Genomic DNA, 22,008 nt, shown 5'->3' with positions numbered 1-22,008 from the left:
AATCGGGCCCACCGGGGGGACAATCAGGCATCCGGGTTCCTCACCGTCCGTTGCCTCATCCGTCCTGACCTGCTGAGATAACGGTTGTGAAACGGGCGCATACAGTCACGATCTCTGCGGTGCCAAGGCTGGCCACTCCTGTTGCAGGCTTGTAAAACTGCCACGCAAGCCGAAAGACAAAGCAGGAGGTGCGGCGTGGACGCCGAGGAACGCCGTCGGGAGATCCTCGACACGGCTCGCCGTGCCGGCGTCGTCGACGTGGGCAAGCTCGCCGCCGACCTCGGGGTGTCCAAGGAGACGGTCCGTCGCGATCTGCGGGTTCTGGAACAGCACGGGCTGGTGCGGCGCACCCATGGCGGTGCCTACCCCGTGGAGAGCGCCGGTTTCGAGACCACCCTGGCCTTCCGCACCACCATGCATGTGCCGGAGAAGTCGCGGATCGCGAGCGCGGCCGCCGATCTGCTGGGCGATGCCGAGACGGTCTTCATCGACGAGGGATTCACCCCGCAGCTGATCGCGGAGGCCCTGCCCCGGGACCGGCCGCTCACCGTGATCACCGCTTCCCTCACGACCGCCACCGGCCTCGCCACCCGTGACAACACCACCGTGCTGCTCCTCGGCGGCCGGGTGCGCGGCGCCACGATGGCCACCGTCGACCACTGGGCGACCCATATGCTCTCGGGCTTCGTCATCGACCTGGCGTTCATCGGCGCCAATGGCATCTCCCGCCAGTACGGCCTGACCACCCCGGATCCGGCGGTCAGCGAGGTCAAGGCGCAGGTGGTGCGGGTGTCCCGGCGGAAGATCTTCTCCGGGGTGCACACCAAATTCGGAGCCGTCAGCTTCTGCCGGTTCGCAGATGTCTCGGACTTCGAAACGATCGTGACCGACACCGGTCTACCGCTGACCGAGGCACATCGCTATTCGCTGCTGGGCCCCCAGATCGTCAGGGTCTGACGCCCTTCCTCCGCTGTTTTCACACCTTCCCCACGTCCCTTCGATTGGACCCGTTATGCCAGTCCTGACTCTTCGTGCTGCCCGGATACCGGTGGTGGCCCTGACCGCGGGCGCGCTCCTGACCGGTTGCGCCGGTATGGGAGGCGGCAGCTCAGGCGAGAAGACCATCCGCGTGCTGATGGTGAACAACCCGCAGATGGTGGACTTGCAGAAGCTCACCAAGAAATATTTCACCAAGGAAACGGGCATCACGGTCAATTTCACGATGATGCCCGAGAACGAGGTCCGCGACAAGATCAGCCAGGACTTCGCCAATCAGGCGCGCCAGTACGACGTGGCCACCATCAGCAATTTCGAGGTGCCCTTCTACGCGAAGAACGGCTGGCTGATGCCACTGGACGGCTACGCCGCCAAGGACAAGGCGTTCGATCAGAAGGACATCCTCCCCTCGATGCGGCAGTCGCTGACCGCCGAGGACGGCAAGCTCTACGCCGAGCCCTTCTACGGCGAGTCGTCGTTCCTGATGTACCGCAAGGACGTCCTGGCCGAGAAGCATCTGAAGATGCCCGAGCGGCCCACCTGGCAGCAGGTCGCGGACATCGCGTCCAAGGTGGACGGCTCCCGCAAGGGGATGAACGGCATCTGCCTGCGCGGACTGCCCGGCTGGGGTGAGCTGATGGCCCCGCTGACCACGGTGGTCAACACCTTCGGCGGCACCTGGTTCACCAAGGACTGGAAGGCACAGCTGGACTCGCCCGAGTTCATCAAGGCGACCAAGTTCTATGTCGACCTGGTGCGCAAGCACGGTGAGGCCGGTGCGGCCCAGTCGGGCTTCGCCGAGTGCCTGAACAACCTCACCCAGGGCAAGAGCGCCATGTGGTACGACGCCACCTCGGCCGCCGGGTCGCTGGAGGCCGCGAAGTCCCCGGTCAAGGGCAAGATCGGCTATGCCCAGGCGCCGGTGGAGAAGACCGACAGCTCGGGCTGGCTCTACACCTGGGCCTGGGGCGTCCAGAAGGCGACGCGCCACCCGGACGACGCGTGGAAGTTCATCTCCTGGGCATCCAGCAAGAAGTACGAGGACCTGGTCGGCAAGAACTTCGGCTATGCCAACGTACCCGCGGGCAAGCGGTCGTCCACCTATTCCAATCCGGACTACCGCGACACCGCCGGCTCCTTCTCCGAGGAGACCCGCAAGGCGATCCTCGCCGCCAAGCCGCGTGATCCGGGAGTGCAGCCCCGGCCGACCATCGGCATCCAGTTCGTCGATATCCCCGAATTCGCCGATCTGGGCACCAAGGTCGCCCAGGAGATCAGCGCCGCCATCGCCGGAAAGCAATCGGTCGAGTCGGCATTGAAGAAGTCGCAGCAGCTGGCCGAGAAGGTCGGCGAGGAGTACCGATGAGTCATCCGACGACGGCAGTATCCGTGAGCGGCGAGCGGCCACCGACCGCGGCGCCCACCTCCCCACGGCGCCCCGTGGCGCAGCGGAACCGGGCCCGGGAGTGGGCCACAAGGGCGCCGCTGCTGCCCGCACTGATCTTCCTGATCGTGGTCACCCAGCTTCCGTTCGTGGCCACGCTGGTGATCTCGCTCTTCGACTGGAACTCGTTCCGGCCCGACCGCCGTGCGTTCGCGGGGCTGGAGAACTACAAGACGGTGCTCAGCGACGACGCGCTGCGCGAGTCCATCGTCACCACTGTGCTGCTGACCGCCTCCGTGGTGATCGTCAGCGTGGTGCTGGGGCTGCTGCTCGCGCTGCTGCTGGACCGCAAGTTCCGCGGCCGGGGCCTGGTCCGCACCATGCTCATCGCACCGTTCCTGCTGGTGCCGGTGGCCTCGGCGCTGCTGTGGAAGCACGCGCTGTACAACCCCGAGTACGGCCTGTTCAACGGCGTGCTCAACTGGCTGGGCGGTCCCCAGCCGGAGTGGCTGACCGATACGCCGCTGATCGCGGTGGAGGCGTCGCTGATCTGGCAGTGGACGCCGTTCATGATGCTCATCCTGCTGGCCGGGCTGCAGAGCCGCCCGCTGGACATGATCGAGGCGGCCCGGCTGGACGGGGCGGGCAACTGGCAGATCTTCCGCTTCCTGACGCTTCCCCATCTGCGCCGCTACCTGGAGCTCGGCACCCTGCTCGGATCCATCTACATCGTGCAGAACTTCGACGCCGTCTTCACCATGACCCGCGGTGGCCTGGACACCGCCAACCTGCCGTACACCATTTACGAAACCTTCTACAACGCCCACGAGTACGGGCTGGCATCGGCCGCGGGGGTCGTGGTGGTGATCGGCACGATCATCATCGCCACCTTCGCGCTGCGCGTGGTGTCGTCCCTCTTCCGTGAGGAGGCGTCCCGCGCATGACCGCCGTGAGCACCCCGGTGCCCATCACATCCGTTCCGGAAGCCACCCGCCGGGCCAAGCGGCGCGGTGCCGCGCTCGGCGTACTGGCCTGGTTCATCGGCATCGTCTTCGTCCTGCCCGTGCTGTGGATGCTGCTGACCTCGTTCCACTCCGAGGCCGACGCCGCCACCAACCCGCCGTCGCTGGCCGCCCCGCTGACCCTCGACGGGTACAAGGACTTCTTCGGCGTGGGCGGCGGGGCGAGCCCCTGGCCCGCGCTGCTCAACTCGGTGGGCACCTCCCTCTTCTCCACCTGCTTCGTGCTGGTGCTGGCGCTTCCGGCGGCGTTCGCGCTGTCGATCCGGCCGGTGCGCAAGTGGACGGATGTGATGTTCTTCTTCCTGTCCACCAAGATGCTGCCGGTGGTGGCCGGACTGCTGCCGGTGTTCCTGTTCGCGAGGAACATCAACTTCCTGGACAACGTCTGGTTGTTGGTGATCCTCTACACCTCGATGAACCTGCCGATCGCGGTGTGGATGATGCAGTCCTTCCTCGCCGACATCCCGGTGTCGATCATCGAGGCCGCCCAGATGGACGGGGCGCGGCTGCCCACCATCCTGTGGCGGGTCGTCGCCCCGATCGCGGGCCCGGGTATCGCCGCCACCTCGCTGATCTGCTTCATCTTCAGCTGGAACGAGATGCTCTTCGCCCAAGTGCTCACCGGTGTGGTCGCCCAGACCGCCCCGGCGTTCCTGACCACGTTCGTCACCAGCCAGGGGCTGTTCCTGGCCAAGGTGTGCGCGGCGTCGATGGTCATTTCTCTGCCGGTGCTCGCCGCCGGCTTCGCCGCCCAGGACAAGCTGGTCCAGGGCCTGTCGCTAGGAGCAGTCAAATGAGGGCCGCAGTCATCGAAGCCCCGGGCAAGGTCACCGTCGCCACTGTCGCGGACCCCACCCCGGGCCCCCGTGAGGTCGTGGTGGACGTGGCGGCCTGCGGGCTGTGCGGCACCGATCTGCACATTCTGCAGGGCGAGTTCGCGCCCACGCTGCCGATCGTCCCCGGGCATGAGTTCGCCGGTGTGGTCGTGGGCATCGGCAGCGGCGTCACCGAGCTGGAGGTGGGCGACCGGGTCGCGGTCGACCCTTCCCTGCACTGCCACGAGTGCCGTTACTGCCGGATCGGCCGGGGCAATCTGTGCGACAACTGGAACGCGATCGGGGTCAGCGTCGCCGGCGGGGCCGCCGAGTTCGCGGTGGCCCCGGTGGCCAACTGCGTCAAGCTGCCCGAGCATGTGGACGTGGCCGACGCGGCCCTGATCGAGCCGCTGTCCTGCGCGGTGCGCGGCTATGACGTGCTCAACGGCAACCTGGGCGCCGAGGTGCTCATCTACGGCTCCGGCACCATGGGGCTGATGATGCTGGAGCTGGCCAAGCGCACCGGTGCCGCCAGCGTGGACATGCTCGACGTCAACTCCGAGCGACTGGCCACCGCCGGCACCCTCGGCTGCACCCGGTCCGCCGCCTCGGCGGACGAGCTGGAGCAGCCGCGCGGCTGGGATGTGGTCATCGACGCCACCGGCAACCAGGCCGCCATTCAGGACGGCCTGGGCCGGGTGGCCAAGGCCGGAACGTTCCTGCAGTTCGGTGTCTCCGACTACGCGACGCGGGCCACCATCGAGCCGTACAAGATCTACAACCAGGAGATCACCATCACCGGCTCCATGGCCGTGCTGCACAGCTACGAGCGTGCCGCCGGGTTGTTCGCGACCGGGGTGCTGGACCCGAAGATCTTCATCAGCCACCGGCTGCCGCTGGAGGAGTACCCCCAGGCGCTCGACCAGTTCAAGGCGGGACAGGGCCGGAAGATCGTGGTCGTCCCGTAACCGTACGTGGTTGACGGCCCAGGCCCGGGGCACCAGGCTTGGGCCGTCAATGATCACGGTCGGCGAGAGGGCGGGCAGATGGGCAAGGGCGACGCGGTGGTGGTGGGCGGAGGGCTCGCGGGCACACTGGCCGCGGGGGCGCTCCTCGGCCACGTCGACACGGTCACCCTGGTGGAGCGCGACCGCTACCCGGAGCAGCCCGCCTTCCGCAAGGGCGTGCCCCAGGGACGTCATCTGCATGTCTTCCTCAGCGGCGGACGGCGAGCCCTGGAAGAGCTGTTCCCCGGGCTGAACGGTGAGCTGGAGGCGGCGGGCGCGCACCGTCTCGAGGCGCCGCGCGATGTGATCACCAAGGCCCCCAACGGCTGGCAGCGCCGCTTCCACGAGGGTCGGCACGCCACGACGAGCTGCACCCGGGCGCTGTTCGACGCCACCGTACGGGCGCGGGTGCTGGCCGAGGCCGAGGGATCCGGCACCCGGGTGGAGGTGCTCCAGGGCACCGAGGCCATCGGGCTGCTCGGCGGCGCGGACCGGGTGACCGGCGTACGGGCGCGGGCGCGCGACGCCGGGCGCACCGGCCGGGAGCTGCCCGCCGATCTGGTCGTCGACGCCTCGGGGCGTGGCTCGCGCGCCCCCAAGTGGCTGGCGGAACTGGGCGCTCCGGCGCCGCGCGAGGAGGTCGTCGACGCGGGGATCGGCTACTGCACCCAGATGTTCCGGCCCGCCGAACCGCTGGACATGGTGATGGTGATCCAGCCGCGCCCGGACTGTCCGCGCGGCGCGGCATGGTCGCCGGTCGAGGACGGCAACTGGCTGCTGACGCTCTCGGGGGTGCGCGGCCAGCATCCGCCGACTGAGAGCTCGGAGGTGCTCGGCTTCGTCAAGTCCCTGGGCGAGCCGACGCTGTACGAGCATCTGCGGACCTGTGAGCCGGTGTCCCCGCCGTACGGGTTCCGCGACACCTCCAACCGACGCCGCCACTACGACGCCCCGGGCGCGCTGCCCGAGGGGTTCCTCGCGGTCTCGGACGCCGCCTGCACCTTCAACCCGATCTACGGTCAGGGCATGGCGGTGGCCGCCCTCAGCGGGCTGGCCCTGCGCCGCTGCCTGGCCGAGTCGGGTCTGCGGCCCGGTTTCGCGGCCACGGCACAGCGCGCCGTGGCCCGGGCGAGCGACACCGCCTGGCTGACCGCCGTCGGCGCGGACCGCCCCTACGCCGCGGACGCGGACACCACGCCGCCCGGGGCTGCCGAGCGGCTGCGGAGCTGGTACTTCGGACGGCTGGCGGACCGGGCTGCGATCGACCCGGTGGTCGGCGCGGCGTTCCGGGACGTCACCTATCTCGCGGCCGGCCCGTCCCGTCTGCTGTCCGCCGGGGTCGCCCTGCGGACGGTGCTGCTGCCGCGGGCCCGTGGCCTGACGGACCCGCCGCTGCGCGTGGAGAGCTGACCCGGGCCCCGGGCTTTGCCGGGGCGGCCCGGGACCCCCGTCCCATGGGCTCCACGCCCCGGCCCCGGGACCGGGGGCGCTCAGGCGGTCGCGTCGCGCAAATGCGCGGCGGCCGCCTGCTCCAGGTGGACCAGGTCGCTGCTGACGGTGGCGAAGGTGAAGCCCTGGGCCAGCCGCTTGGCGGCCGTCGCCCCGTCGGGGCAGTGGATACCCGCGGCGATGCCCGCGGTCCGTGCCTCCTCGGCGACCTTCGCCAGCGCCGCGTCGAACTTCTCCGCCACCGAGGTGTCGGTCGAGGTGCGGCCGCCGAGCGCGATGGTGAGGTCGGAAGGGCCGATGTAGACGCCGTCGAGCCCGTCCGTGGCACAGATCTCCGCGGTGTTGGCCAGTGCCTGGGCCGTCTCGATCATCACGATGCAGGCGACCTGCTGATTGGACTCGGCCGGGGCGGGGCCCACGCGCAGGCCCGAGCGCATCGGACCGTACGAGCGCACCCCGAGCGGGGGGTAGCGGCAGGAGGCGACCGCGGCGGCCGCCTCCTCGGCGGTGTTGACCAGCGGGACGATGACCCCGCGGGCCCCGGCGTCCAGTGCCTGGCCGATCCAGAAGCCGTCGTTGGCCGGGACGCGCACCATACCGGCGGCGGTGCCGCGGGCGTCGATGGCGGTCATCGCGCCGAGGGTGCCCTTGTAGTCGAGGAGGCCGTGCTGGGCGTCGACGCAGATGTAGTCGTAGCCGAGCCCGGCCAGGCGCTCGGTGCCCACGGGGTTGTCGAGGACGACCCAGTAGCCGATGATCCGCTGGCGGGCGCGCAGCCGGGCGGCGAAGTCGGCGGGGGAAGTGTTCATGCTGTCAGCTTCTCTCGTTCTCTCTCGTTCTGGCTCAGGGGCTTTCCCGCAAGCGGCTACGGGGTGGGCCGTGGCGCGTTCACACCACGGCGTTCACCGGTTCCTCCCCCCGCAGGACGCGCACCACATCGGCGGCCACGGTGCTGCCCATCGCGGCGTTGGCCTGCTGGGTGAACGCGGCGCAGTGCGGGGTCAGCACCGCGTTGGGGGCGGTGAGCAGCGGATTCCCGGCGGGGGGTTCGGTGGCGAACACATCGATACCGGCCGCCGCGAGATGCCCGCTGTGCAGCAGCTCGGCCAGGGCCTCCTCGTCGACGAGCCCGCCCCGCGCCGTATTGATGACGCAGGACCCCGGCTTCATGGCCGCCAGTTCGGCGCGGCCGAGCAGCGGTCCGCCCGAGGGCATCGGCAGATGCAGGGTGATCACATCGGCGGCCTCGATCAGCTCGTCGAGGGTCACGGCCGGTACCCCCTGCTCGGCGAAGACGGCGGCGGGGAGGTGGGGATCGTAGGCGATGAGGTCCATGTCGAAGCCCCGGGCGCGGCGGGCGACCGCCTGGCCGATCCGGCCGAAGCCGACGATGCCGAGGGTGCGGCCGGCCAGTTCGGGCCCGAAGAAGCGGTCCCAGCGACCGGCGGTGACCGAGGCGTGCGCGGGCACGATACGCCGTACGGCGGCCAGCAGCAGGGCCATTGTCATATCGGCGACCGCGGTGGTGTTGCTCCCGGGGGCGTTGACCACGCGGACCCCGTGGGCGGCGGCCGCGGCCAGGTCGATGTTGTCGGTACCGACGCCGTGTTTGGCGACGACCGTGAGTGCCGGTGCCGCGTCCAGGACGGCCGCCGTCACCGGATCGAGCCCGACGACCAGCGCCCTGACGCCCTCGGCCTCCTCGATCAGCTGGCGCTCGGTGAGCGGATGCGCCGCGCTCGCGGTGCGTGCCCGCACCCCGGCGGCCTCGAACACCTCCCATGGCCCGCTCGCATGCTGTCCGAAGCTGGGTGTGGTCACCAGGACGTCGTGGCCGGTGGCTGCCCCGGCCTCGTGCGTCTCGCGCAACGCGGTCAACTCCCCACCCCGAACCCGAGGACATCCAGGACCGAATAGATTCCCAGGGCGCCGATGGCCGTACTGCTGAGCACCAGCGCGCCGTTCAGCATCGGATTGCGGCGGAACCGCGGATCGACCTCCGTGGCGCGCAGCCGCCAGACCGCGATCACGACCGCGAGCAGGAAGATCCCGCCCGCGATGCCCCCGACCTGCACCATCAGCACCGGCTCCTGCAGATAGAGGTAGAAGGCGGCCCACAGGGGCGGCAGGACGACGGTGAGCAGGCGGATGACGCGCTGCCGGGCCTTGACGTTCCGCCAGTCGAATACGCCGAGCAGTCCGAGGGTGTTGGTCCACAGCCGCGGCACGCTCGCGGTGGAGGCGATGATCGTGGAGTAGAGGACGGCGATGGCGCCGATGAGGAAGAGGTACTTGCCCGCGGGACCAAGGGTGTCGGTGTACATCCGGGACAGCGTGTTGATCATGTCGTTGCCCTCGGGCACCAGCTTCTGCCGGTGCAGGATGGCCGCGCCGATGATGTAGAAGGAGAGCGTGCACAGGGTGCAGACGACCCATGAGGTGAGCGCGTCGATCCGCATCACCCGGATCCAGCCCTCGGCGCGCCGGGCCCGGGCCTCGGTGCCGTCGTCGGGACCGGTCCAGCGGGCGTACCCCTTCTCCAGACACCAGTAGGTGTAGGTGGTCATCTCATCCGCGCCGACACCGGTGATGCCGAACATGGCGACGGCGAAGCCGAGTGTCCCGGCGGGGATGGACAGGGTCAGCCCGGAGGCCAGATCGGAGCCGCCGTAGCCGAACCCGGTCCAGGGCAGCCCGACCGCGAGGGCGACGGTGGAGAGGGTGAAGAAGACGACGGTGATGAACCCGGCCTTCTCCACCATTCCGTAGCGGCCCGTGTACATCAGCGCGACGACGGACGCGACCACGATCACGGTCCAGACGGTGAGCGAGGTGCGGCCCAGCGGTGCGCCGCCGATCGGGGCGAGGATGCTGAACGCGGCGGCGGCGCCGCCGATCATGCCCCCGCGCTGGAGCATCTTGGCGAAGTCCATGAGAATCCACAGCACATTGATCCAGCCGACCCGGCCCACCTTGGGCGGGACCTGGCTGTAGCCGGCCAGGGCCGTCTTGCCGGTGAGGATCGTCCAGCGGGCCAGCTCCATCTGCACCCACACCTTGACCAGCGCGCTGGCGATGACCAGCCACAGCAGCACGAAGCCCGCCTTGGCGCCCAGGGAGGTGGTGGTGATCAGTTCACCGGATCCGACCACGGCGGCCGAGAGGATCATCCCGGGTCCCAGTCGGCGCGCCGTTCCGCGTAGATCGCGCGGCGGCTCCTTGATGTCGCCCATCCGCAGTGCGTACGGATCGTCGGACGGTGCCTCGCCCCCCGTTCCGACCTGCGCCGGCACACTGTCCGCCGTCATGCGACCTCCCCGCTCCATGCGTGTTGTGAGCGGAACGCTCGCACGATTGCACGTAACACGCAAGACTCTGCGCGGTGCCCGGGAGGAAACAGCGCGGAATGCGCAGACTGATAATGTTGCTCAGGGCTGCGCAGAGTCGCGCAGGGTGAGGGAAGGATGGGGGCCGCCATGAGCCAGGAGGCCGGTGTGGAGGAGCGCAGACGGCTGCGCGCCGGGGACCGCCGGGAACTGATCGCCCGAATGATCCAGACCGATGGCACGGTCGTCGTGGAGGAGCTGGCGCGCTCGCTGGAGGTGACCCCCTCCACCATCCGCCGGGATCTCGCGCTCCTCACCGAACAGGGCGTGATCGCCCGCACCTACGGCGGCGCGATGAGCGCGGGCCACACCGCCGAGCCCACCCTCGGGCAGCGCAGCGGGCTCGCGGTCGCCGAGAAGGACCGCATCGGGCGCTGGGCGGCCGCGCGGATCGCGACGGGCGACACCGTCATCCTCGACGCCGGCACCACGACCGGACGGCTCGCCCACCATCTGCGCGCCCGTACCGATCTGACCGTGATCACCAGCGGGCTCACCGCGCTGCGCGAGCTGGCCGAGGCGGACGGCGTCGAGTTGATCACCCTCGCCGGGACCCTGCGCCATGTCAGCCAGGGCTTCGTCGGGCCGCTGGCCGAGCTGACCCTGTCCCGGCTGACGGCGGACAAGGTCTTCCTCGGCGCCGACGGGCTGGACGCGCGGCGGGGCATCTGCGAGGCCAGCCTCCAGCAGACCTCGCTCAAGGAGATGATGGCCGACCGCGGCAAGGAGCTGTACGTCCTCGCCGACAGCAGCAAGCTGGGCCAGTCACCGTTCACCGCCTGGGCGCCGCTGGACCGGCCGTGGACGCTGGTCACCGACAGCGGCGCCACCGATGACCGGCTCGGGCCCTTCCGGGCGCTGCCCGACATCGAGGTGATCACCGTCTGATCGACGGGCCGCTCCGGTGCGGGTGAGGGGGCCGGGAGTCTGGCTCCCGGCCCGCTCGGGTCAGTCCCGGTACATCCGCGGTGCGGCGGTCACCGCGCCCACCAGGCCGAAGCTGTCCTCGACCTCGGCCTTCTCGGCGGTGTTCGGGTAGGGGTTGGTGCAGGAGGTCCCGGCGGTGGAGCCGGACATCAGGCTCGAACACGGCCCCGGCTTCATGTCCGGCAGGCCGAGGATGTGGCCGAGCTCATGCGATGAGATCCGCACCGTGTTGTAGCCCTCGTCGACGGCCTGGCGGCCGAAGTAGATCGTGCCGCGGCCCAGTCCGGTGGACAGCGTGCGGGGCCAGCCGTTGTCCGCGATGATGCGGACGTTGGCCTGCTGCCCGGACGCGGCCGGCTTCAGCTCCACGTTGGCCACGCTCTCGTTCCAGATCGCCGCGCCCTTGGAGACGGCGTCCTTGAACTCGGCCGCCCCGCTGGCGTCGTACGTCACGACCCGCGCGGCGGCCGTGTGCTCCGCCGGGGCGGCGGAGGAGGGAGCGGCCACGGCCTGTCCGGCCGTCAGGGCGAGCACCGCCGTCACCGCGGCGGGTAAGGCACGGACGAACTTGCTGGATCTCACGATCGGCCTCCTTGTGGGGGAAGGACGGACAGAGCAAGTGGGCATGAGCATGGCACGCCGCCCATCGCATCGGCCACTGTGCCCACACACCTTGCCTCATCCGGCCGGTTGTCCACAGGTGGTCACCGCGGGTTCCGGCGGGCCCCCTAGAATCGGCGGATGGCTCTTCCCGACACCGGCCCCGATACGAGCGCCGCGCTCGGCACCGATGCGAGCGAGGCGCTCGGCGTGCTGCACCGCGTCTTCGGTTACGACTCGTTCCGGGGAGGGCAGCAGGAGATCATCGACCATGTCGTGGCCGGTGGTGACGCGCTCGTCCTCATGCCGACCGGCGGTGGCAAATCGCTGTGCTACCAGATCCCGGCGCTCGTGCGGAAGGGCGTCGGCGTCGTCGTCTCCCCCTTGATCGCGCTCATGCAGGACCAGGTCGATGCCCTGCGGAACCTCGGGGTGCGGGCCGGGTTCCTCAACTCCACCCAGGATCTTGACGAGCGGCGAATGGTCGAGGCCGAGTTCCTCGCGGGCGAGCTGGACCTGCTCTATCTCGCGCCGGAGCGGCTGCGGGTCGAGTCCACACTGCGGCTGCTGGACCGGGGCACGATCTCGCTGTTCGCCATCGACGAGGCGCACTGTGTGGCCCAGTGGGGCCACGACTTCCGGCCCGACTATCTGGCCCTGTCCGAGCTGCATGAGCGCTGGCCCACCGTGCCCCGGATCGCGCTGACCGCGACCGCCACCGAGGCCACCCACTCGGAGATCGCGTCCCGGCTGAAGCTGCAGGACGCGCTGCACTTCGTGGCCAGCTTCGACCGTCCGAACATCCAGTACCGGATCGCCCCCAAGAACGAGCCCAAGAAGCAGTTGCTGGAGCTGCTGCGCACCGAGCACGCGGGCGACGCGGGGATCGTCTACTGCCTGTCCCGCTCCTCGGTGGAGAAGACGGCCGAGTTCCTGGTCGCCCAGGGCATCGACGCGGTGCCCTACCACGCGGGGCTGGACGCGCGGACGCGCGCCGAGCACCAGGCGCGCTTCCTGCGGGAGGACGGTCTGGTCGTGGTGGCCACGGTCGCGTTCGGCATGGGGATCGACAAGCCCGATGTGCGGTTCGTGGCCCATCTGGACCTGCCCAAGTCCGTGGAGGGCTACTACCAGGAGACCGGCCGCGCCGGGCGGGACGGGCAGCCCTCCACCGCCTGGCTGGCGTACGGGCTCCAGGACGTCGTCCAGCAGCGGAGGATGATCGACACCTCCGAGGGCGACGACACCCATCGGCGCCGCCTCGGCGCCCATCTCGACTCGATGCTGGCGCTGTGCGAGACGGTGGAGTGCCGCCGGGTGGGGCTGCTGGCCTACTTCGGCCAGGAGTCCACCCCCTGCGGGAACTGCGACACCTGCCTCACGCCGCCGGAGTCCTGGGACGGCACCATCGCCGCGCAGAAGCTGCTGTCCACGGTGGTGCGGCTCAAGCGGGAGCGCAACCAGAAGTTCGGCGCGGGGCAGATCATCGACATCCTGCTCGGCAAGAAGACGGCCAAGGTCATCCAGTTCGACCATGACGCCCTCTCGGTGTTCGGCATCGGCACCGAGCTGCGCGAGGCCGAATGGCGCGGCGTGGTACGGCAGTTGCTGGCGCAGGGGCTGATCGGCGTCGAGGGGGACTACGGCACGCTGGTGCTCTCCGACACGAGTTCGGAGGTGCTGGGCCAGCGGCGCGAGGTCAGGCTGCGGCGCGAGCCGGAGAAGGCCGCGCGCGCCGTCAAGGGGAAGACGGGGGCTTCGGGGAAGTCCAAGAAGGCCCCGGTGGATCTGCCGGAGGAGGCCGTGCCGGTCTTCGAGCGGCTGCGCGCCTGGCGTGCGGCGACCGCGAAGGAGCAGGGCGTCCCCGCGTATGTGGTCTTCCACGACGCCACCCTGCGCGAGATCGCGATCCTCTCCCCCACCACGCTCGATGAGCTCGGCGCGGTGAGCGGGGTCGGTGAGAACAAGCTGGTGAAGTACGGACAGGGGATCCTGGACACCCTGACCTCCTGACGATACGTCAGCCCCAACGGGTTACCACTGAGTGTTACCTGAGGTAACGTCGGTCCGTGCCACAAGACGGTGGCCGCCGGGGGCTGGGGTGCTCCGGCGGCCACTCATCTCCTCACGCCGTTCTCGCGCCGTTCCTCACGCCGTACGCGGGCTGTCCTACAGCTCCTTGATGCGGATGTCGCGGTACGAGATCACATCATCGGTGCTGTGGACCTGGAGACCGATGTACCCGGAGGAGTACCGACGGCCGTCCGTGCCGGGGTCGTCCTCGCGCGGCGGGGTGAACTCCTGGCCACCGGTGTTCTCGAACTCATTGAGCAGCACTCCGTTGCGGTAGATCGAGTAGTGCTGACCGACCACCCGGATCTCGTAGTCGTTCCAGCTGCCCTTGGGAGTGACCCCGGCACCGGCGAGCCCGACCCGGTCGAAACCGTAGATCGATCCGGTCTTGTACATGTCGCCGTCGGGGCGGTCGAGGATCTGCACCTCGTGCCCGTATTTGATGGCGACCCACTCCGGACGGGACTCCTCGGGGTGGTCGTGCACATAGGGGAAGCGCACGAAGACACCGCCGTTGGCATTGCCCGTCCCGGGTGCGTCATCGCGGAACTGGAGCTTCAGCGAGAAGTCGTCGTACGTCCGCTGCGGGAACCACAGCATGCCCATGCCCTCGACCGAGGTGCTGCTGGTGATGCTGCCGTCGTCATTGAGACCGAAGGCCCCGCCACCCACGTGCTGCCACTTGTCGTAGGACTTCTTGGTGCCGTCGAACAGCGGGCGGTAGCCCTCGTCCTGACCGGGCTTGCCGATCCCGGACTGCTTGGCCGCCTTGTTGATCGCCCGGTACTCGCGCTGGTCGATCACGCCGTCGGTGAGCAGCTTGTCGGTGACGGTGGTGACGTGCTTGCGGAAGAGGGCGTGGGAGGACCAGTCCTTCTCGTCCTCGATCAGCTCATTGATGGTGCAGCGGCTACGGGTGATGCGGTTGGGGACGCCGGTGTCCACCGTGCCGACGATCACCGTGAGGCGCTCGTCCCACTCCGGACACGCGGGTGCGGGCACCCCGCCGCCCTCGGCCACGGTGAACGCCAGTTGCCGCGCCTCGGAGGTGTTGCCCGCCTTGTCGGTGGCGCGGAACGCGACGGTGTGGCGGCCCACCCGGTCCACCGCCACGGGGGTGGTGTAGGCGAGATACGGACCGCTGTCCAGGGAGTACTCGACCTTCTCCACCCCGGAGTCGTCGTCCGCCGCGGTGAGCGTGACCTTGGCGCTGCCGACATAGGCACCGTCGGAGTTCTTCATTCCGTCGACCGTCGCGGAGACCGCCGGGGGTGTGGTGTCCTCGGCCGGCGGGGCCACCACGGTGAAGTCCACCGACTTCACCTCCGATACGTTCCCCGCCTTGTCCGCCGCCCGGTAGCGCACCGTGTGGGCGCCCGCGTCATGGACCATGACCGGACCGGTGTAGGGCTGGAACTCCCCCTGGCCGAGGGCGTAGTCGATCCGGTTGACCCCGGAGCCGGTGTCGGAGGCGGTGATGGTCACGGTGGCCATGCCGATGTACGCACCGGACGGGTCCTTCTCACCGGAGACGGTGGCGGAGGTCTCGGGCGCCGTGGTGTCGTCCGTCGGCGGCGCCACCACGGTGAAGTCCACCGACTTCACCTCCGATACGTTCCCGGCCTTGTCCACGGCCCGGTAGCGGATGGTGTGCGCGCCCACCTGGTGGACCATCACCGGGGCGGTGTACGGCTGGAACGCCCCGTCTCCCTCCGCGAACTCGATCCGGTCCACACCCGAGCCCTCGTCGGTGGCGGACACCGTGACGGTGGCCATCCCGATGTAGGCGCCGTCCGCGTTCTTCTCCCCCTCGACCTTCGCCGAGGCGTCGGGCGCGGTGGTGTCCTCGCCACCGCCACCGTCGGTGACCACCAGAATGCCCTGCATCTGGCCGTGACCGGGGATGGTGCAGTGGTAGCGGTAGCGGCCGGGGCTGAGGGTGACCTCGGCGGTGTGCTTGCCGCCGCTGTCGTCCGAGGGGTTGGCGAGGATGTTCAGCGGGACGTCGTTGTTGTACTCGGGGTCGGAGACATCGAACGTCAGGGTGTGCGGCATCCCCATGGTGTTGCCGGTGGCGGTGCTGTTCTCGAAGACGATGGTGGTCTTCCCGGCGACCGCGGTGGTGGGCGCCGAGGCGTACTTGGTGATGTCGTCACCCGCGGTCCAGGTGAGGGTCTGCTGTGCGGCCTGCCGGGTGTCGTTCTGCCCGTGGGCCGCCGTCGCCGTCGCCGAGCTCAGCCCGAGGATCATGAGCAGCGCGGCGAGGAGGGGCAGCCAGGGTCTGCTGGGTTTGGGGCGCCTTCGTTTCACGGTCACTCCGCCTTCCTGGCCAGATCCTGGGCGAGCGGAGTGGGCTCGCCGCCGGTGTACGTGATGTGCCACAGCGCCGACTTGGAGTCGGAGGTGAAGAAGCCGCGCCCGTAGTCGAGGACGTAGAGCGAGCCGTCCGGGGCGAACTTCCAGTCCATGAGGTTGCGGATGCCGTCGGCGCCCACCGGGATGATCTTCTTGAGGGTTTCGGCGTGCACCGGCAGCCCGCCCTTGCCGACGGTCTTCGGGTCGGTCACCACCGCGTGGCGCGGCTGGTCGGCGTCGTAGAAGTCGCCGACAAACCACTTACCGTCCCAGTAGGCGGGCCACTTGGTGGTCGATTCGCTGTCGGCGTCGTAGCGGTAGACCGGGCCGTTCATGGTGGCCTGCCCGCCGCCCTTGAGCCACGGCAGCAGGTACTTGGCCTCCGACACCTTGTAGCTGGGGATGCCGCTCGCGTCCCGCGGATAGTCGGGGGCGCCGCCCTGGGGCGAGTACCAGATGGTGTTCCCGGTGATGGGCGGCAGGTTCACCAGACCGTTGTTGTTGGGCGACTCGTTCTTGGGGTGGTCGCAGTCGTACCAGCCCAGCGGCTTGCTGGGATCGGGCAGATTGCGGTCCCGGTAGGGCTGCCTGTTGCCCATGCAGAACGGCCAGCCGTGGTTGCCCGCCTTGGTGATGGCGGCGAAGGTGTCGTACTTGGCCGGGCCCCAGGTGGTGCTGGGCTCGCCCGCGTCGGGGCCGACCCATCCCGCGTACAGGATGTCGGTCTTCTGGTCCACGAAGATCCGGGCCGGGTTGCGCACACCCATCACATAGATCTCGCCACGGGTCTTGCCCCCGCCCTCGTCGGGCTCCTTACCGGTGAAGAGATTGCCCTCGGGGAGGGTGTAGGTGCCGTCGTCCTCGGGGTGGATCCGCAGGATCTTGCCGTTGAGGTTGTTGGTGTTGCCCGCGGTGCGGCGGGCGTCGGCGAAGGAGACACCCTTGTAGTTCGGCTGCGGGTTGTTGCCGGAGTAGCCGTCGCTGAACTGCGAGGAGTTGTTGTCCCCGGTGGCGATGTAGAGATTGCCCTTGGAATCCCAGGACATCCCGCCGCCCGCATGGCAGCAGCTGTGGATCTGGACCGGCCAGGACAGCAGGACCTTCTCCGAGCCCAGGTCCAGCTTGTTGGTCTTCAGGTCCAGGGTGAACCGGGAGACGCGGCGCTCGGCCATCTGGGTGTCCCGGTTGATCCGGGAGTGCGGGGTGTAGTGGAGATAGACCCAGCCGTTGTCGAGGAAGTCCGGGTCCAGCTCGATACCGAGCAGCCCCTCCTCGACCTTGATCAGCTCATCGCCGCCGCCCTTGTTGCCGAAGACGGTCAGGGCGCCCGCGAGCGTCACCTTTCCGGTGGCCGGGTCGTAGACATGGATCTGGCCCTGGCCCTTGCCGATCTCCGGGTCGTTCCAGTCGGTGACCACGGGCGCGCTGTTGTCACCGCCGCCGCGGCCGATGTAGAGCACCCGGCCGTCCTTGGCGACGACGAGGCCGTGCGGCTCGCCGATCTGGTCCGACTGGCCCGGCTGATTGGGCTTGGTGACCCGCTCGGCCTTGTAGTTCGCGTCGATGGTGGCCTTGCAGTCGCCGCGGGAGAGACGGGTGGTCCACAGCAGCGCGCCCCGCAGATGGGCGCGGAAGTCGGTCTCCTGGAAGGTGGCGACGGTACCGCCCATTCCGGTGTAGAAGGAGCGGCCGCCGTCGTAGTCACGGCACCAGGAGATCGGGTGGTCCCAGCCGTTTGCGCCGGTGCCCGGCCGGTAGCTGGATTCGCGGACCCGGGCCACGGTGTGCACCGTGCCGGAGGGGTTGTCCTTCCAGTTGAGCCAGGTGTCCGTGCGCTTCCACTCCAGCGGCAGCTCCTTGGTGGCCGGGTGGACGCGGTCGCCGACCTCCACCACGGCCCGCTGCGCGTTGCCCGGGCTCGTGGCCGCCGGGCGGGCGCCGATCAGCCCGCTGTACCAGTCGGAGTACGGCTCGTTGCGGGCCGCGTCATGGATGCCGAGGAAGCCACCGCCCGCCTTCATGTACGCCTCGAGCCCCGCTTCCTGCTCGGGGTCGAGCACATCGCCGGAGCCGGTCAGGAAGACCACGGCGTTGTACTTGCCGAGCTTGGGCTTGGTGAAGACCGAGGCGTCGGCGGTGGCGTCGACGGTGAACCGGGTCGCCGCGGGGCCCTGGTTGCCGATCTTCTCGATGGCCTCGATGCCCGCGTTCACCGTGGCCGGCTCGTCCCCCGCCGAGCCGTGGAACACCAGCACCCGGACGTTGTCCCCGCCGGGCGGGGACGGCAGCGTGAGTGGCGCACGATCCTCTGGCCGGGCGCTGGCGGGGCTCCCGCCCAGCAGGGTCGCGGTGAGCGCGCCGAAGAGCAGCGCCGCCACCCCCGCGCGTCTCTTCCGCAGCCGGCCGACTGTCAGCCCTCTCCATCTTGAGGGCATTTGGTACGGTTTGTCCCGCATGGGTCACCCATCCCTCTCACATCACGGAAACCACCGCTGAAGGAAGCTAGACGGCTTTTCGCAACCCGCCAATAGCTATGACCGCAACTCAACGAACTTTGTCCTGAGTGTGGATGAACGGGCCGCCCCCGGCTACCGTGAAAGCACCCCGGGGCATCTGCGCATCGTCAACGGCAGGGGATCCACAGCGATTTGGGAGAACGATGAGCGACGCACCCGGCATCACCTCCAGACGCGGTCTCAGCAGACGGCTCTTCACCGGCGGCGCGGCCGCCGCGGCCGTCGGACCGCTGGCCCTCACCACCTCCGCCGCCGCGAAGGCGCCGAAGTCCCCGTCCGGCGCGGTCCGGACGGCGACCGCGGGCGGGGCGGTCCGCCATCTCAAGCTCTACGCCGAGAAACTGCCGGACGGCCAGATGGGCTATGGGCTCGAGAAGGGCAAGGCCACCATCCCCGGTCCGCTGATCGAGCTGACCGAGGGCGACACCCTGCACATCGAGTTCGAGAACACCATGGACGTCACGGCCAGCCTCCATGTGCACGGCCTGGACTACGACGTGGCCAGCGACGGCACCCAGCTCAACCGCAGCGCCGTGGAGCCGGGCGGCACCCGCACCTACACCTGGCGCACCCACGCCCCGGGCAAGCGCGCCGACGGCACCTGGCGGCCGGGCAGCGCGGGCTACTGGCACTACCACGACCACGCGGTGGGCACCCCGCACGGCACCGGCGGCCTCCGGAAGGGGCTGTACGGCCCCGTGGTGGTGCGGCGGGCGGGCGACATCCTGCCGGACAAGCAGTTCACCATCGTCTTCAACGACATGACGATCAACAACAAGGCAGGGCATGAAGCGCCCGAGTTCCGGGCGACGGTGGGCGACCGTGTCGAGATCATCATGATCACGCACGGCGAGTACTACCACACCTTCCATATGCACGGGCACCGCTGGGCGGACAACCGCACCGGGCTGCTGGCAGGCCCGGACGATGTGAGCCGGGTCATCGACAACAAGATCACCGGGCCAGCCGACTCCTTCGGCTTCCAGGTGATCGCCGGGGAGAACGTCGGCGCCGGCGCCTGGATGTATCACTGCCATGTCCAGAGCCACTCCGACATGGGCATGGCCGGGCTGTTCCTGGTCGCCAAGGCCGATGGCACCATCCCCGGCCACGACCCGCACGGGCTGTCCGCACACCAGCACGGATAGGCGCGGAAACGATTGCGACGGGGCGGGCCGCCGGGCCCGCCCCGTCGCCCTGTCGCCGTATTGCCGCCGTATCGCCCCGTCAGGCGGTGTGCAGCCGCAGGCCGTACACCGACAGGATCTCGTTGATCGGCTGGTACCAGGTCTCGCCGCCGCTGGAGCAGTTGCCCCAGCCGCCCGAGGTCACGCCCTGGGCCTGGTCGCCGCTGATGAACGAGCCGCCGGAGTCGCCGCCCTCGGCGCACACACTGGTCTTGGTCATCTGGTACACGGCGCCCTGGCTGTAGTTCACGGTCTCGTTCTTGGCCAGGACCTTGCCGCAGTGCCAGTGGGTGGTGGAACCGGAACGGCAGATGGAGGCGCCGATCGGTGCCTCGGCGGAGCCGCGGACCAGCTGGTCGGGAACGGTACCCCAGCCGAGCACCACCGGCACGGTCCACCAGCCGCTGCCGACGCTGACGTAGGCGTAGTCGTTGCCGGGGAAGGAGGAGCCCTGGAAGTTGCCGATGTACGAGCCGTCCCAGCCGCTGACGGAGCCCCCGGCCTTTCCGCAGTGTCCGGCGGTGACGAAGCCGCCCTGGACCGAGAAGCCTATGGAGCAGCGGACGTTGCCGGTGTAGTACGGGTCGCCGCCGACCGTACCGGCGGCGAAGGTCGTCGGCGCCTGGGCGGGGGCCTTCTCGACGGTGACCGGGACCGAGGACGAGCGCTCGGCCTCGCGGAGGAAGGCGCGCACGGCGGCGTCGCTCTCCCTGCCCTCGCGGACCTTGACGACGACGCCGCCCGCGCGGGGGTCGGCGCTCCAGCTGCTCACCCCGGCCGGGGCGGCCTTCTTACGGGCCTTGTCATCGAGGCGCGCCTTGGCCGCGTCGAGCGCGTCGGCGCTGTGCTTCACGATCCGGGTGGTGGCGCCCGTGGCCCGTACCGGTGCGGTCCGCTGGGCGCTGGTGACGCCGACGACCAGCTTTCCGCTGCTCGCATCGAACCAGGAGCCGCCGTAGGAGGCGCCCGCGGCGCGCTCGGCCTTGGGTGCCAGCTTCATGGCGGCGGCCTCCTGGGCCAGCCGCTCGCGCGCCTGGTCCGCGGTCAGGCCGAGGTCCCGGCCGAGCGCGCGGACGAGGGTGGCGGACGGCGCCGACGCGGCGGCGGGCTTCGCCGCGGGGGCGTCGGCGCCGGATGCCGCGGCGGCGGTCGAGAAGGCCCCGCCGGCGCCCGAGAGGGCACCGAGGACGAGGAGTGCGGACAGTCCGGCACGGACAACGGGCTTCCGTCTCATGGAAGTTCCCCTTCGGTTCGGCAGGTGAGAGCGCTTTCACGGGTCGATCGCGCCGAGCCTAGCGAGCCACGGGGGAAAGTCCAGACCAAGACCGTGATCGGTCACACTCGGAAACGGATGCCGCGGTGGGCTCAGGTGCCGTCGTCCGGATTCCAGTTGAGCAGCCGCACTTGGGCGACGGTACGCACATGGCGGCGCATGGCCGCGGCGGCGGCCTTGGGGCGGCGCTCGGCGATGGCGTCCAGGATGCTCTGGTGCTGGCCGAGCGAACGCCTGGGGCGGCCGGGCTGGCGCAGCGACTCCTCGCGGCTCTCGGCGATCTGGTCGGCGATCGAGCGCATGAACTCGCCGAGCAGCGGGCTGTGCGCGGCCGCGGTGACGGCGGCGTGGAAACGGCGGTCGCCCTCGACACCGTGGCGCCCGGACTCGATCTCGTCCTCCATCCAGATCAGGGCCTGCTGGAGGGCCATGAGGTCGTCGTCGGTGCGGCGCTCGGCGGCGAGTTCGGCCAGCTTGGTCTCCAACGCCTCGCGGGCGTCGAGCACATCGGGCAGCCTGCGGCGGCGCTCCACCAGCCGCTCGACGGGCTCGGTGTCGAGGCTGTCGCGCAGCAGGCACATACCGCCGCCCTGGCGCACCTCGACCAGCCCCTGTACCTCGAGGACGACGATGGCCTGTTTGACGGAGGCGCGGCTGATGCCGAGGCGCTGGGCCAGCTCGCGCTCGGTCGGCAGCCGGTCGCCCGCGCGCAGCCCGCCCTCCTCGACGTAGGCGCGCAGCCTCTCCAGCACTTGCTCGTACAGACGCTGACGGTTCATCGGGCGCAGCGGATCCCCGGCCATACGGGCTCCCCCCATCGCGGTTTGTGATGGCCCCGATTCGCAGCGTAGCACTGGGTGGAGGGATGGTGCGGTGGTCTGACGGACCGATGGAGCATTGGTCAATTGGCTGAGCCAATCTGCCACCGATGTCTTGACTGCTGAACCACCCGGCCCCCAACGTGAGTCAGCCAGCAGGCCACTTGGCCCGACCGTCCCCGGTCCGCCGACCGGGTCCC

17 protein-coding genes are annotated in these 22,008 nt (G+C 69.7%); 9 read left to right on the top strand and 8 right to left on the bottom strand.

Annotated elements, in window-relative coordinates; translation table 11 throughout:
- Positions 1 to 195: 195 nt before the first annotated feature.
- The 6 genes from AS97_RS39655 (at position 196) to AS97_RS39630 (ending at position 6,634) form a co-directional block, all read left to right on the top strand.
- The gene (locus AS97_RS39655) at positions 196 to 957 is read left to right on the top strand and encodes a DeoR/GlpR family DNA-binding transcription regulator (RefSeq protein ID WP_059146077.1); all 762 of its coding nucleotides are present in this window, start codon (positions 196 to 198) and stop codon (positions 955 to 957) included.
- Between the two features lie 55 nt (positions 958 to 1,012).
- Positions 1,013 to 2,362, top strand: a complete 1,350-nt coding sequence (locus AS97_RS39650) for a sugar ABC transporter substrate-binding protein (protein ID WP_086705908.1) — start codon at positions 1,013 to 1,015, stop codon at positions 2,360 to 2,362.
- Positions 2,359 to 3,324: a sugar ABC transporter permease gene (locus tag AS97_RS39645; protein WP_059146079.1), complete on the top strand. Its 966-nt coding sequence runs from the start codon at positions 2,359 to 2,361 to the stop codon at positions 3,322 to 3,324. Before AS97_RS39650 ends, AS97_RS39645 begins: the two co-directional genes overlap by 4 nt.
- Positions 3,321 to 4,199, top strand: a complete 879-nt coding sequence (locus AS97_RS39640; RefSeq protein WP_059146080.1) for a carbohydrate ABC transporter permease — start codon at positions 3,321 to 3,323, stop codon at positions 4,197 to 4,199. The genes AS97_RS39645 and AS97_RS39640 overlap by 4 nt, the downstream gene beginning before the upstream one ends.
- Positions 4,196 to 5,185 carry a zinc-dependent alcohol dehydrogenase family protein gene (locus AS97_RS39635; protein WP_059146081.1) on the top strand — a complete coding sequence of 330 codons (990 nt, stop codon included), beginning with the start codon at positions 4,196 to 4,198 and terminating at the stop codon, positions 5,183 to 5,185. The genes AS97_RS39640 and AS97_RS39635 overlap by 4 nt, the downstream gene beginning before the upstream one ends.
- A 78-nt stretch (positions 5,186 to 5,263) precedes the next feature.
- Positions 5,264 to 6,634: a hypothetical protein gene (locus AS97_RS39630; RefSeq protein ID WP_059146082.1), complete on the top strand. Its 1,371-nt coding sequence runs from the start codon at positions 5,264 to 5,266 to the stop codon at positions 6,632 to 6,634.
- 80 nt (positions 6,635 to 6,714) lie between these two features.
- Here the strand turns inward: AS97_RS39630 and AS97_RS39625 are convergent, their stop codons facing one another.
- From AS97_RS39625 to AS97_RS39615, 3 genes are all read right to left on the bottom strand, one after another.
- On the bottom strand, positions 6,715 to 7,482 hold the full coding sequence (locus AS97_RS39625) for an aldolase/citrate lyase family protein (protein ID WP_059146083.1): 768 nt from the start codon (positions 7,480 to 7,482) through the stop codon (positions 6,715 to 6,717).
- A gap of 79 nt (positions 7,483 to 7,561) precedes the next feature.
- The gene (locus AS97_RS39620) at positions 7,562 to 8,542 is read right to left on the bottom strand and encodes a phosphoglycerate dehydrogenase (RefSeq protein ID WP_086705909.1); all 981 of its coding nucleotides are present in this window, start codon (positions 8,540 to 8,542) and stop codon (positions 7,562 to 7,564) included.
- 5 nt (positions 8,543 to 8,547) lie between these two features.
- On the bottom strand, positions 8,548 to 9,981 hold the full coding sequence (locus AS97_RS39615) for an Nramp family divalent metal transporter (RefSeq protein ID WP_059146084.1): 1,434 nt from the start codon (positions 9,979 to 9,981) through the stop codon (positions 8,548 to 8,550).
- A gap of 168 nt (positions 9,982 to 10,149) precedes the next feature.
- On the opposite strand from AS97_RS39615, the gene AS97_RS39610 reads away from it, so the two are divergent.
- Entirely contained in the window at positions 10,150 to 10,947 is a 798-nt protein-coding gene (locus AS97_RS39610; protein ID WP_236669514.1) for a DeoR/GlpR family DNA-binding transcription regulator, read from the top strand.
- Between the two features lie 60 nt (positions 10,948 to 11,007).
- Here AS97_RS39610 and AS97_RS39605 read toward each other — a convergent pair whose 3' ends face one another.
- The gene (locus tag AS97_RS39605; RefSeq protein ID WP_059146086.1) at positions 11,008 to 11,568 is read right to left on the bottom strand and encodes a snapalysin family zinc-dependent metalloprotease; all 561 of its coding nucleotides are present in this window, start codon (positions 11,566 to 11,568) and stop codon (positions 11,008 to 11,010) included.
- A gap of 159 nt (positions 11,569 to 11,727) precedes the next feature.
- On the opposite strand from AS97_RS39605, the gene recQ reads away from it, so the two are divergent.
- The gene (gene recQ, locus AS97_RS39600) at positions 11,728 to 13,599 is read left to right on the top strand and encodes a DNA helicase RecQ (RefSeq protein ID WP_086705911.1); all 1,872 of its coding nucleotides are present in this window, start codon (positions 11,728 to 11,730) and stop codon (positions 13,597 to 13,599) included.
- Between the two features lie 156 nt (positions 13,600 to 13,755).
- Here the strand turns inward: recQ and AS97_RS39595 are convergent, their stop codons facing one another.
- Positions 13,756 to 15,909 carry a family 16 glycoside hydrolase gene (locus tag AS97_RS39595; RefSeq protein WP_236669519.1) on the bottom strand — a complete coding sequence of 718 codons (2,154 nt, stop codon included), beginning with the start codon at positions 15,907 to 15,909 and terminating at the stop codon, positions 13,756 to 13,758.
- Positions 15,910 to 15,971: 62 nt separating this feature from the next.
- The gene (locus AS97_RS39590) at positions 15,972 to 18,449 is read right to left on the bottom strand and encodes a ThuA domain-containing protein (protein WP_247204860.1); all 2,478 of its coding nucleotides are present in this window, start codon (positions 18,447 to 18,449) and stop codon (positions 15,972 to 15,974) included.
- Between the two features lie 224 nt (positions 18,450 to 18,673).
- Between AS97_RS39590 and AS97_RS39585 the strand changes: the two genes are divergently transcribed.
- On the top strand, positions 18,674 to 19,678 hold the full coding sequence (locus tag AS97_RS39585) for a multicopper oxidase domain-containing protein (RefSeq protein ID WP_059146089.1): 1,005 nt from the start codon (positions 18,674 to 18,676) through the stop codon (positions 19,676 to 19,678).
- Between the two features lie 79 nt (positions 19,679 to 19,757).
- Here AS97_RS39585 and AS97_RS39580 read toward each other — a convergent pair whose 3' ends face one another.
- Entirely contained in the window at positions 19,758 to 20,951 is a 1,194-nt protein-coding gene (locus tag AS97_RS39580) for a S1 family peptidase (RefSeq protein ID WP_059146090.1), read from the bottom strand.
- A gap of 131 nt (positions 20,952 to 21,082) precedes the next feature.
- Positions 21,083 to 21,793, bottom strand: coding sequence for a FadR/GntR family transcriptional regulator (locus AS97_RS39575; RefSeq protein ID WP_059146091.1), 711 nt, complete (start codon positions 21,791 to 21,793; stop codon positions 21,083 to 21,085).
- Between the last annotated feature and the right edge of the window lie 215 nt (positions 21,794 to 22,008).

This window comes from Streptomyces sp. AgN23 (assembly GCF_001598115.1).
GTDB lineage: Bacteria > Actinomycetota > Actinomycetes > Streptomycetales > Streptomycetaceae > Streptomyces > Streptomyces antimycoticus.
Note: the sequence above shows the minus strand (reverse complement) of the source record. Positions and strands in the feature narration are given on the sequence as shown.